We start from the raw sequence: 12639 nt of genomic DNA, 5'->3' as shown, positions 1-12639 counted from the left end.
GGGCGCCGAACAGCATGTCCGGCGCCGTTACAGATCAGTTGATTTTGGGATCCAACTCGCCGCTTTCGTAACGCTGGAACATGCTTTCCAGGTTGATCGGCTTGATGCTCGATGCATGCCCGGCAGTGCCGAAAGCTTCGTAACGAGCGATACAGATATCACGCATGGCCTTGACCGTTTCGGTGAAGAACTTGCGCGGGTCGAACTCGCTCGGATGCAGCGCCATGTGGCGACGCATGGCGCCGGTGGAGGCCAGACGCAGGTCGGTATCGATGTTCACCTTGCGCACGCCGTACTTGATACCTTCAACGATTTCCTCAACCGGCACACCGTAGGTTTCCTTGATGTCGCCACCGTACTCGTTGATGATCGCCAGCCATTCCTGCGGTACCGAGGACGAGCCGTGCATCACCAGATGGGTATTGGGGATACGCGCGTGAATCGCCTTGATCCGGTCGATCGCCAGAATATCGCCTGTCGGCGGTTTGGTGAACTTGTAGGCGCCATGGCTGGTGCCGATGGCAATAGCCAGCGCATCGACCTTGGTCTGTTTGACGAAGTCGGCGGCTTCTTCGGGATCAGTCAGCATCTGCTCGAGATCCAGTGTGCCCTCGGCACCTACGCCGTCTTCCTCGCCGGCTTGTCCGGTTTCCAGGCTACCCAGACAACCCAACTCGCCTTCCACGGATACGCCGCAGGCATGAGCCATTTCGACAGTGCGACGGGTAACATCGACGTTATATTCGTAGCTGGTCGGCGTCTTGCCATCCTCGCCCAGCGAGCCGTCCATCATCACCGAGGAAAAGCCCAACTGGATCGAGCGCTGACAGATTGCCGGGCTGGTACCGTGATCCTGATGCATGCACACCGGAATATGTGGGAATTCCTCGATAGCGGCGAGGATCAGGTGCCGCAGGAAAGGCGCACCGGCATATTTCCGAGCGCCGGCTGACGCCTGCACGATCACCGGAGAGTCGGTCTTGTCGGCCGCTTCCATGATGGCACGCATCTGTTCCAGGTTGTTGACGTTGAAGGCGGGGACGCCGTAGCCGTGCTCGGCGGCGTGGTCCAGCATTTGGCGCATACTGATCAGGGCCATGATGTTCTCTCCGTAAGTAGTATCTGTTGAAGCGGCACGTTGCAAGCTTCAGGCGGCAAGCTGTCGATGCAGGCTGACAGCTTACCCTTTTGACTTCAATTAGTGAGGCCCGAGCAATCGCTCGCCCCCCCGGTCACTGGGCGCTCAGCGCGTTCTCTGCTGCAGAATCTCGACTGCCGGCAATACCTTGCCTTCAACGAACTCAAGGAACGCACCACCACCAGTGGAAATATAGGAAATACGTTCAGCTACGCCATACTTGTCGATCGCCGCCAGCGTGTCACCACCACCGGCAATGGAAAAGGCATCGCTCTCGGCAATCGCCAGCGCCAGGGTTTTGGTCCCTTCGCCGAACTGATCGAACTCGAATACGCCAACCGGGCCGTTCCACAGGATAGTCCCGGAGGATTTCAGCAGCTCGGCAAACTGCGCTGCAGTCTGCGGGCCGATATCCAGAATCATATCGTCCTCGGCCACGTCGGCTACCAGCTTGACGGTCGCTTCAGCATCCTCGGCGAAGGCCTTGGCCACCACCACATCCACCGGCAAAGGTACGCTGACCTTGGCAGCAATGGCTTTGGCGGTATCCACCAGATCAGGCTCATACAGCGACTTGCCTACCGGCAACCCGGCAGCGGCCAGGAAGGTGTTGGCAATGCCGCCGCCCACGATCAACTGGTCGCATTTTTCCGACAGGGCATTGAGTACATCCAGTTTGGTGGACACTTTCGAGCCGGCGACAATAGCCGCCATCGGCTGGGCCGGCTTGTCCAGCGCCTTGGCCAGTGCATCCAGCTCAGCTGCAAGCAGCGGGCCGGCACAGGCAACCTTGGCGAACTTGGCGACGCCGTGGGTGGAACCCTGGGCGCGGTGAGCGGTACCGAAGGCGTCCATGACGAACACGTCGCACAGCGCGGCGTACTGCCTGGCCAATTCATCGGTGTTCTTCTTCTCGCCCGGATTGAAGCGCACGTTCTCCAGCAGTACAACCTGGCCCGCCTCTATCTCAACACCACTCAGGTAATCACGTACCAGCGGAACCTCGCGGCCCAGCGCCTTGCTCAGATAATCGGCCACCGGGGCCAGACTGTTCTCTTCGCTGAATACGCCCTCTTCCGGACGCCCCAGGTGCGAACAGATCATTACGGCGGCACCTTTCTCCAGTGCCAGCTTGATGGTGGGCAGGGACGCCAGAATACGTGCGTCACTTTTCACCTGGCCGTCCTTGACCGGCACGTTCAGGTCTTCACGAATCAATACCCGTTGGCCTTTGAGATCCAGCTCACTCATGGTCAATACGGTCATTTCCTGTTCCTTGTCGATATGGATAAACGTAAGGCAGCATGCTGCAATTCAGCTATCGCGGTTCGCCCTTTGCAACCAGTAATCCGCCACATCCAGCATGCGATTGGCAAAACCCCATTCGTTGTCGAACCACACCAGCAGATTGACCAGCCGCGGACCTGCCGCCCGGGTCTGACTGCCGTCGACAATGGCTGAATGCGGGTCGTGGTTGAAATCACAACTGGCGTGCTGCAGCTCGGTATAGTCGAGCAATCCGCGATACGCAGACTCAGACGCAGATTTAAGCAGACGGTTCACTTCCTCAGCGCTGGTATCGCGCGAGGTCTGCAGGGTGATGTCCAGCGCTGAGACGTTGACCGTCGGCACGCGCATGGCCTTGGCCTGCACGCGGCCGGTCAGCTCCGGCAGCAGCCGTTCGATACCCCGTGCCAGTCCTGTGGAAACCGGAATCACCGACTGAAATGCCGAACGGGTACGCCGCAGATCGCTATGGTGATAAGCATCTATCACCGGCTGATCGTTCATCGCCGAATGGATGGTGGTAATGGATACCTGCTCCAATCCCAACTGGCGATTCAGAATATCCAGCACCGGCACACTGGCATTGGTGGTGCATGAAGCATTGGATACCAGGCGATGCCGAGCATCCAACTGCAGATGATTGACGCCATAGACCAGCGTGTCATCCACCGACTCGGCACTGGCCATTGGCTGGGAAAACAGTACCCGAGGTGCACCTGCCTGCAGAAAGCGCTCGCCATCGGCACGACTGGTGTACTGCCCCGAACACTCGAGCAACAGATCGATATCCAGCGCCGCCCAATCGATATCCTCTGGCTGCGGTGCGCACAGCACCTGCACGCATTGCCCGTTGATATGCAGGCAATCACCATCGACCCGCACTTCACCGGGGAACCGGCCATGGGTCGAGTCGAAGCGAGTCAGGTACTCGACGCTGGCCTGATCGGCCAGGTCGTTCAATGCGACGATCTGCATGGCATTGCCGCCGCGCTCATGCAGGGCACGCAGCACGCAACGTCCGATCCGGCCATAACCGTTCAGGGCGATGCGATAAGGACGATCGCGAGACATGCTCACTCGTCTTCGAGCAGTTCGTCAGCTACCTGCAGGATGTTGTCGACGGTAAAGCCGAACTCCTCGAACAACTGCCCTGCCGGGGCTGATTCACCGTAGCTGTGCATGCCGATGACACGGCCGTCCAGACCCACGTACTTGTACCAATAGTCTGCGTGAGCGGCCTCGATGGCGATACGCGCGCCGACTTCCAGCGGCAGCACCGCCTGACGGTATTCGGCGTCCTGCTGGTCGAATACGCTGGTACAAGGCATGGACACCACGCGCACCCGGCGACCCTGTTCGTTGAGCTTTTCCCAGACCTGCATGGCCAGCCCGACTTCCGAGCCGGTGGCGATCAGAATCAGTTCCGGCTCGCCTTCACAGCCCTTGAGCACGTAACCACCACGAGCGATGGACGCCTCGGTTTCATGGTCGCGGATATGACACGGTAGGTTCTGGCGCGAGAAGATCAATGCACTGGGGCCATCGTTGCGCTGCAGCGCATGCTTCCAGGCCACCGCCGATTCGACGGTATCGGCCGGGCGCCAGGTATCCAGATTCGGCGTGGTGCGCAGGCTGGTCAGCTGTTCGACCGGCTGGTGAGTCGGGCCGTCTTCGCCCAGACCGATGGAGTCGTGGGTGAATACATAGATGACCCGCTGACGCATCAGCGCCGACATGCGTACCGCGTTGCGCGCATATTCCATGAACATCAGGAAGGTGGCACCGTAGGGCACCAGGCCGCCGTGCAGCGCCACGCCGTTCATGATTGCGGCCATGCCGAACTCACGCACGCCGTAGTACATGTAGTTGCCCGAGGCATCTTCCTGCACCACCGGCTTGCAGCCGTCCCACAGGGTCAGGTTGGAACCGGCCAGGTCGGCCGAGCCACCCAACAGCTCCGGCAGCATCGGGCCGAAGGCGTTCAGGCAGTTCTGGCTGGCCTTGCGGCTGGCAATGTTCTCACCCTTCTCTGCCACTTCGCGGATGTAGGCCGAGGCCTTCTCGTCGAAGTCAGCCGGCAGTTCACCAGCCATGCGCCGGGTGAACTCGGCAGCCAGTTCGGGGAATTCAGCCTGATAGGCGGCGAATGTCTCATTCCACTGCTGCTCGGCCTTGCTGCCAGCGTCTTTTGCATCCCACTCGGCATAGATGTCGGCGGGAATCTCGAACGGACCATGCTTCCAGCCCAGCGCTTCACGGGTCAGGGCAATTTCTGCATCACCCAGGGCGGCGCCATGGGAAGACTCCTTGCCCTGCCTGTTCGGCGAACCGAAGCCGATGATGGTCTTGCAGCAGATCAACGTCGGCTTGTCGCTCTTGCGGGCGGTTTCAATGGCGGTCTTGATCTCGTCGGCGTCGTGGCCGTCGACATTGCGAATCACCTGCCAGCCGTAGGACTCGAAGCGGCGCGGGGTATCGTCGGTGAACCAACCATGGACTTCGCCATCGATGGAAATGCCGTTGTCGTCATAGAAGGCGGTCAGCTTGTTCAGCCCCAGCGTGCCGGCCAGCGAACAGACTTCGTGGGAGATGCCTTCCATCATGCAGCCATCGCCGAGGAACACATAGGTGTCGTGATCGACGACATTGTGGCCGGGCTTGTTGAACTGGGCCGCCATGATCTTTTCCGCCAGAGCGAAGCCGACCGCATTGGCAAGCCCCTGTCCCAGCGGCCCCGTGGTGGTTTCCACACCCGGCGTATAACCCAGCTCTGGATGCCCCGGGGTCTTGCTGTGCAGCTGACGGAAACTCTTCAGATCGTCGATCGACAGGTCATAGCCGGTCAAGTGCAGCAGCGAATAGATGAGCATGGAGCCATGACCGTTGGACAACACGAAACGATCGCGGTCAGCCCATGCAGGGTTAGCCGGGTTGTGTTTCATGAAATCGCGCCACAGCACCTCGGCGATATCCGCCATACCCATGGGCGCACCCGGATGACCACTGTTGGCTTTCTGCACGGCATCCATGCTGAGGGCACGTATGGCATTGGCTCGGTCACGACGACTGGGCATGAACAACTCCTGTGATTTGGCAAGGCAGAGGGCGAAACGGCTCAAAGCCGGTGCACCGTAAATAAAGGATGGCATTTTCGCCCAAACCGCCGCAACGGGCAATGAAAACCCCGAATGCGTTGTGCGAAGGCCACAATTACGTGACGAGCGGAAGCACAATCACTTCTATATCAAAATATTTTGATATAGATATTGCGATAAACCGGACACTTCACTAGACTGCTTCGCCATGAATGATCCAGTCCGTCTCGTGCCTGCCGCACCCACCGCCACCGAACAACTGGCAGCCTTCTGCAAGGCCGCCAGTGATGTGCTGCGGCTGGATATCCTGCGGGTGTTGCGCAATGATTCGTTCGGCGTACTGGAGCTGGCGCAGATCTTCGATACCCGCCAGTCCGGCATGAGCCATCACCTCAAGGTGTTGGCCAATGCCGGACTGGTCAGCACCCGACGTGAAGGCAATTCGATTTTCTATCGGCGCAGCCTGCCGGACGCCAGCGGCCCCTGCCAGCATTTGCACGAACCGCTGTTGCAGGGGCTGGATACACTGCCCTCCGCCCCGCAGCTGAGCCAGGCAATCGCTGTCGTGCATGCGCAGCGCGGCGAGATTTCCCAGCAGTTCTTCGCCCGCTTTGCCGACGGCACGCCAGCCCAGCAGGACCTGATTGCCCATTTCGGCCTGTATCGCGACCCCTTGCTGAGCCTGATCGACAGCCTGGCGTTACCCGCCAACGGTCTGGCCATCGAAGTCGGCCCCGGCGAGGGCGGTTTTCTGCCGGATCTGGCCTGTCGTTTCGACCGGGTACTGGCACTGGATAACGCACCGGCTATGCTGGAAAGGGCTCAGCAGCAATGCGCCGAGGCAGGCCTGAGCAATGTGGATTGCCTGCTGGCCGATGCCTTGCAGCCATTGGAGCTGCCCGCTGCCGACTGCCTGATATGCAACATGGTGCTGCACCATATGCCGGCTCCGGCCGAGGCGCTGAAGCGTTTTGCTGATCTGCTCAAACCCGGCGGCAGCCTGGTACTGACCGAGTTGTGCAGTCATGACCAGAGCTGGGTCCGGGATACCTGCGGCGATCTCTGGCTGGGCTTTGACAAGGACGACCTGGCCCGCTGGGCCGAGAACGCCGGATTGGTCGTCGGCGGCAGCCTGTATATGGGGCTGCGCAACGGTTTTCAGATTCAGCTTCAACAATTTACCAAGGACGACCGGTAATACACGCACAAAGTGCTGTTTGCACGGTGGCCGACCCCTGTTAACGAAAGGGCTATGACTATGAGCGACTACTCGATCTTCACTTCCGAATCGGTCTCCGAAGGCCATCCGGACAAGCTGGCTGACCAGATTTCCGACGCGGTGCTGGATGCCATTCTCTGCGAGGATAAATATGCCCGCGTGGCCTGCGAAACCATGGTGAAGACCGGGGTTGCCATCGTCGGCGGCGAAATCACCACCAGTGCCTGGGTCGATCTCGAAGACCTGGTGCGCGGCGTGATCAAGGACGTGGGGTACACCTCCTCCGAGGTCGGCTACGATGCCGACACCTGTGGCGTGATCAATATCATCGGCAAGCAATCCCCTGATATCGCCCAGGGCGTCGACCGCCAGAACCCGGAAGATCAGGGCGCCGGCGACCAGGGCCTGATGTTCGGCTATGCCAGCAACGAGACCGACGTGCTGATGCCCGCCCCCATCACCTTCGCTCACCGCCTGGTCGAGCGCCAGGCGGAAGTGCGCAAGAACGGCACATTGAACTGGCTGCGCCCGGACGCCAAGTCGCAGGTCACCTGCCGCTATGACAACGGCAAGGTCGTCGGCATCGACGCCATAGTGCTGTCGACCCAGCACAATCCGGAGATTTCCCAGGCGGACCTGCGTGAGGCGGTGATGGAAATCATCATCAAGCCGGTGATCCCGGCCGAGCTGCTGCACGCCGACACCCAGTACCACATCAACCCGACCGGCAAGTTCGTCATCGGCGGACCCGTGGGCGACTGCGGCCTGACCGGGCGCAAGATCATCGTCGACACCTACGGCGGCATGGCCCGCCACGGCGGCGGCGCCTTCTCCGGGAAGGATCCGTCCAAGGTCGACCGCAGCGCTGCCTATGCCGGCCGTTACGTGGCCAAGAACATTGTCGCCGCCGGGCTGGCCGAGCGTTGCGAGATTCAGGTGTCCTATGCCATCGGCGTGGCCCAGCCGACCTCGGTATCGATCAACACCTTCGGCACCGGCAAGATCAGTGATGACAAGATCGTCAAGCTGGTACGCGAGCACTTCGACCTGCGGCCCTATGCGATCACTCGCATGCTCGACCTGCTGCACCCGATGTACCGCGCCACCGCCGCCTACGGTCACTTCGGTCGCAACCCGTTCGAGATGACGGTCAAGGGTGAAACCTTTACCGCCTTCCCGTGGGAGAAGACCGATCGAGCTGAAGCGCTACGCGCAGAAGCTGGCATCTGACGGCCTGGCAGCCGCGAACGGGTTTCAGCGTCAGCGCCGGAAGTCGTCGTGGCAGCCTTTGCAGCTCTGCTGCACCGCAGTGAAAGCATCCGTGACCTGAGCGGGAGATTCAACGCCTTGCTCGGTGACCACAACCAGATCAGCTACCGCACTGCGGTATTGATCAATGGCCTGGGCGAAGCCCTGGGGATCAGACCAGACCTCGGGCAAAGCGGCAGTCTTCTGCTGCGTTTGACCAGGTTCAGGGAAATGCGCCCAAGGCGCTTCAACGGAGTCGGCCAGAGCCTGCGCATGGCCGGCAAAGGCCTCACCGTCGAACGGCAGGCGCTCACGCAGCATGCCGCCCATCGGCTCGCTGTGGCTGAGAAAGAGTTTGAAAGCCGCCTGACGCTTGCCTTCAGGTGAGTTCGGATCGACCTCGCTGCTGCAGCCGACCAAGGTCAAGCCGAGCGCGGCGAACAATAGAATTTTGGGGTTTGGAACAGCAAACATCGTTACATCCCTTTGGAACATTGAGGGCGCTATCTTAACGCGTCTGATACCTGAAACTGATTGGAGAAAGTTATGAGCGCAGTTATCCAAGGCCATTTCGCCGACTACAAGGTGGCTGACATCAGCCTGGCCGATTACGGCCGTCGTGAGATCATCATCGCCGAATCCGAAATGCCGGCACTGATGGCCATGCGTCGCAAGTACAAGGCCGAGCAGCCGCTCAAGGGCGCTCGCATCCTGGGCTGCATCCACATGACCATCCAGACCGCCGTGCTGATCGAGACGCTGGTCGAACTGGGCGCCGAAGTGCGCTGGTCCTCATGCAACATCTTCTCCACCCAGGACCACGCCGCCGCCGCCATTGCCGCTGCCGGCGTCCCGGTGTTCGCCTGGAAGGGTGAAACCGAGGAAGAATACGAATGGTGCATCGAGCAGACCATCCTCAAGGATGGCCAGCCCTGGGATGCCAACATGGTACTGGACGACGGCGGTGACCTGACACTGATCCTGCACGACAAATTCCCCCAGGTGCTGGACAAGGTGCATGGCGTCACCGAAGAAACCACCACCGGTGTGCACCGCCTGCTCGACATGCTGAAAAAAGGCACGCTCAAGGTACCGGCGATCAACGTCAACGACTCGGTCACCAAGAGCAAGAACGACAACAAGTACGGCTGCCGCCATAGTCTGAACGATGCCATCAAGCGGGCCACCGACCACCTGCTGTCCGGCAAGAAGGCGCTGGTTATCGGCTACGGTGACGTGGGCAAGGGCTCAGCCCAGTCCCTGCGTCAGGAAGGCATGATTGTACGTGTGGCTGAAGCCGATCCGATCTGCGCCATGCAGGCCTGCATGGACGGCTTCGAAGTGACCTCGCCGTACATCAACGGCATCAACGATGGCACTGAAGCCAGTATCAACCGCGAGCTGCTTGGCAACATCGATCTGATCGTCACCACCACCGGTAACGTCAACGTCTGCGATGCCAACATGCTCAAGGCACTGAAGAAGCGTGCCCTGGTGTGCAACATCGGTCACTTCGACAACGAGATCGACACCGCTTACACCCGTGAAAACTGGCACTGGGAAGAGGTCAAACCGCAGGTGCACAAGATCCACCGCACCGGCAAGGACAACTTTGATCCGGCCAACGATGACTACCTGATCCTGCTGGCCGAAGGCCGTCTGGTCAACCTGGGCAACGCTACCGGTCACCCCAGCCGCATCATGGATGGCTCCTTTGCCAACCAGGTGCTGGCACAGATTCACCTGTTCAAGCAGGCATATGCCAGCCTGGATGCCGCTGCCAAGGCCGAACTGCTGCGCGTGGAAGTGCTGCCCAAGGAGCTGGACGAGGAAGTCGCGCTGGAGATGGTCAAGGGCTTTGGTGGTGTTATTACCCAACTGACCCAGACCCAGGCCGACTACATCGGCGTACCGGTCAACGGCCCGTTCAAGCCGGATACTTACCGCTACTGAGGGCTTGCAGCTTGTGCGCCTGGGAGGCGTGGCGCACTTGCGCTACGCCTGCTCCGGGGGTTGAAGCCTGTCGTCGAGCGAGCGCTCGACAACCCCAGCTTGAAAGCAGAGATGAGTCATGACTACCAATAAAGATATTCCTGTCAGCTTCGAGTTCTTTCCGACCAAGACCGAGGCTGGTCACGAGAAGCTGATCGCTGCGGCCCATGTTCTGGCCGAACAGCAGCCCGAGTTCTTCTCGGTGACCTACGGCGCCGGTGGCTCCACCCGCGACCGCACCATCAATACCGTGTTGCAGCTGGACCAGCAGGTGAAAATCCCCACTGCGCCGCATCTGTCCTGCGTGGGCGACAGCAAGGAAGACCTGCGCCAGCTGCTCAATGAATACCGCGACGCCGGCATTCGCCGGATCGTTGCCCTGCGCGGCGACCTGCCTTCGGGTATGGGCCGCGCCTCCGGCGAACTGCGCTATGCCAACGAGCTGGTGGAATTCATCCGCGCTGAAACCGGCGATCACTTCATCATCGAGGTTGCCGCCTATCCCGAAGCGCACCCGCAGGCGCGCAATTTCGAGGCGGACCTGGAGCACTTCGTACGCAAGGCCCAGTCGGGCGCTGACAGTGCGATTACCCAGTATTTCTTCAACGCCGACTGCTATTTCCACTTTGTCGACCGGGTCCGCAAGGCTGGCGTGGACATCCCGGTCGTGCCGGGCATCATGCCGATCACCAACTACACCAGCCTGTCGCGCTTTTCCGATGCCTGCGGCGCGGAAATCCCGCGCTGGATCCGTAAGCAGCTGGAGTCCTACGGTGATGACACCGCCAGCATCAGCGCCTTTGGCACCGAGGTAATCAGCCAGATGTGCGAGCGGCTGCTGGCCGGCGGCGCACCCAGCCTGCACTTCTACACCTTGAATCAGGCGCAACCGAGTCTGTCGATATTGCGCAACCTGTAAGTCGGGGGCGCGGTCGCAGGCCGGTGGAAATGCACTCTCGGGAGCATACTCTGTGGGAGCGGGCTTGTCCGCGAAGCTTTTCAGCCAGGCGGCACCTGTTCGCGGCCAAGGCCGCTCCCACAAGAAAGAGACGCCTCTGGAAGTGGGATGAAGGGTTCCATGGGGCAGCCATACCGGCCCGCCCAGAAAGCTTTTTCTGCGAGGCCGGTCGATTTCTGTTACAATCCAGCCTCTTCTTTTTTCGGCCGCACGGACAGTCCTTGTTCGCAAACGGCCATCACAGGGTTATCTGAATGTCCTTTGCTTCTCTCGGCCTGTCCGACGCGCTGGTGCGCGCCGTGGCTGCCACTGGTTATACCACTCCTACACCTGTCCAGACTCAAGCCATCCCGGCCGTACTGGAAGGTCGCGACCTCATGGTTGCTGCACAAACCGGTACCGGCAAGACTGCTGGCTTCGCATTGCCGATCCTCGAATTGCTGTTCCCCAACGGCCAGCGTGCCGCGGACTACAAGCGTGTTCCGCGTCAGGTCCGTGCACTGGTGTTGACACCGACCCGCGAACTGGCGGCCCAGGTGCATGACAACATCCGCTCCTATGCCACCGAGCTGCAGCTGCACAGCACCTGTATCTTCGGCGGCGTCGGCGCCAACCCGCAGATGAAAGCCATCGCCCCGGGCCTCGACATTCTCGTCGCCTGCCCTGGTCGACTGCTGGATCTGGTCGGTCAGCGTGCCATTGATCTGTCCAAGGTCGAGTTTCTGGTGCTGGACGAAGCTGACCGCATGCTTGACATGGGCTTTATTCACGATGTGAAGAAAGTCATCGCCAAGCTGCCGGCCAAACGTCAGAACCTGCTGTTTTCCGCCACTTTTTCGGCGGAAATCACCGAGCTGACCAACCGCATGCTGCACAATCCAGCACGTATTCAGGTCACGCCGCTGAACACCACAGTCGAGCGTATCGAGCAGCGTGTGTACCGTGTTCCGGCCGGTCACAAGCGTGCGCTGGTAGCGCACCTGATCACCGTCGGCGCCTGGGAACAGGTGCTGGTGTTCACCCGTACCAAGCATGGCGCCAACCGTCTGGCTGAATATCTGGACAAAAACGGTCTGCCGGCCGCAGCGATTCATGGCAACAAGAGCCAGAGCGCCCGCACCAAAGCGTTGGCCGACTTCAAGGCCAACAAGATCCGCGTGCTGGTCGCCACCGATATCGCCGCTCGCGGCCTGGATATCGACCAGCTGCCGCACGTGGTCAACTTCGAGCTGCCGAACGTGTCGGAAGACTATGTACACCGCATTGGGCGTACCGGCCGTGCCGGTCGCAGCGGCGAAGCAGTATCGCTGGTCAGCCCCGATGAAGAAAAATTGCTCAAGGCCATTGAGCGCATGACCCGTCAGAAGTTCGAAGAAGGCGACCTGCAGGGCTTCGTCCCGCCGGCACAGGCCGAACTCAACAGCGACCGTCCGGAACGCCCACGCGGCGCTCCTGCCAACGGTCGTGGTCAGCGCCCTGCCGGCGGCCAACCTCGCGGCGGCCAGGGTCGCAACGACAAGCCACGCAGCAGCACCAGCAAGCCACGCACTCCGCAGCGCGCACGGCCGGTAGTCAGCGAGCCGGACGATGCAGTGGCCCGCGAGCGTCGCCTGCAGGCCCAAGGCAACAAGGCAATACCTGACAACCCTGGCCAGAATCGCCAGCGTAGTCGCCGCGAGAAGCCAGCCCTGCTGGGTAGCTG

General features: G+C 60.6%; 9 protein-coding genes and 1 pseudogene. 5 read left to right on the top strand and 5 right to left on the bottom strand.

The window, feature by feature from the left end; genetic code table 11:
• Positions 1 to 34: 34 nt before the first annotated feature.
• The 4 genes from fba to tkt all read right to left on the bottom strand — a co-directional run bounded on the left by fba (position 35) and on the right by tkt (position 5499).
• A complete protein-coding gene (gene fba, locus INT39_RS08705; RefSeq protein ID WP_193073522.1) occupies positions 35 to 1099 on the bottom strand; it encodes a class II fructose-bisphosphate aldolase in 1065 nt (354 codons plus the stop codon).
• Between the two features lie 144 nt (positions 1100 to 1243).
• A complete protein-coding gene (locus tag INT39_RS08700) occupies positions 1244 to 2404 on the bottom strand; it encodes a phosphoglycerate kinase (protein WP_193073521.1) in 1161 nt (386 codons plus the stop codon).
• A gap of 48 nt (positions 2405 to 2452) precedes the next feature.
• Positions 2453 to 3496, bottom strand: coding sequence for an erythrose-4-phosphate dehydrogenase (epd, locus tag INT39_RS08695; RefSeq protein WP_193073520.1), 1044 nt, complete (start codon positions 3494 to 3496; stop codon positions 2453 to 2455).
• Positions 3497 to 3498: 2 nt separating this feature from the next.
• Complete coding sequence (gene tkt / locus INT39_RS08690; protein ID WP_193073519.1) at positions 3499 to 5499, bottom strand: transketolase; 2001 nt, start codon at positions 5497 to 5499, stop codon at positions 3499 to 3501.
• A 229-nt stretch (positions 5500 to 5728) separates the two neighbouring features.
• Between tkt and INT39_RS08685 the strand changes: the two genes are divergently transcribed.
• Positions 5729 to 6718: an ArsR/SmtB family transcription factor gene (locus INT39_RS08685; protein WP_193073518.1), complete on the top strand. Its 990-nt coding sequence runs from the start codon at positions 5729 to 5731 to the stop codon at positions 6716 to 6718.
• A 60-nt stretch (positions 6719 to 6778) separates the two neighbouring features.
• Entirely contained in the window at positions 6779 to 7969 is a 1191-nt protein-coding gene (gene metK, locus INT39_RS08680; RefSeq protein WP_193073777.1) for a methionine adenosyltransferase, read from the top strand.
• A gap of 30 nt (positions 7970 to 7999) precedes the next feature.
• On the opposite strand, the gene INT39_RS08675 is transcribed toward metK, so the two are convergent.
• Complete coding sequence (locus INT39_RS08675; protein WP_193073517.1) at positions 8000 to 8461, bottom strand: c-type cytochrome; 462 nt, start codon at positions 8459 to 8461, stop codon at positions 8000 to 8002.
• Positions 8462 to 8533: 72 nt separating this feature from the next.
• Between INT39_RS08675 and ahcY the strand changes: the two genes are divergently transcribed.
• From ahcY to INT39_RS08660, 3 genes and pseudogenes are all read left to right on the top strand, one after another.
• On the top strand, positions 8534 to 9940 hold the full coding sequence (ahcY, locus tag INT39_RS08670) for an adenosylhomocysteinase (protein ID WP_193073516.1): 1407 nt from the start codon (positions 8534 to 8536) through the stop codon (positions 9938 to 9940).
• Between the two features lie 118 nt (positions 9941 to 10058).
• Positions 10059 to 10898: a methylenetetrahydrofolate reductase [NAD(P)H] gene (gene metF / locus INT39_RS08665; RefSeq protein WP_193073515.1), complete on the top strand. Its 840-nt coding sequence runs from the start codon at positions 10059 to 10061 to the stop codon at positions 10896 to 10898.
• A 293-nt stretch (positions 10899 to 11191) separates the two neighbouring features.
• Positions 11192 to 12331 (top strand): annotated as a pseudogene (locus INT39_RS08660) (DEAD/DEAH box helicase); the annotation flags it as partial.
• Between the last annotated feature and the right edge of the window lie 308 nt (positions 12332 to 12639).

The organism is Pseudomonas sp. FME51, assembly GCF_014897305.1.
The sequence above is the reverse complement of the archived record's forward strand: the minus strand, read 5'-3'. Positions and strand labels throughout refer to the sequence as shown.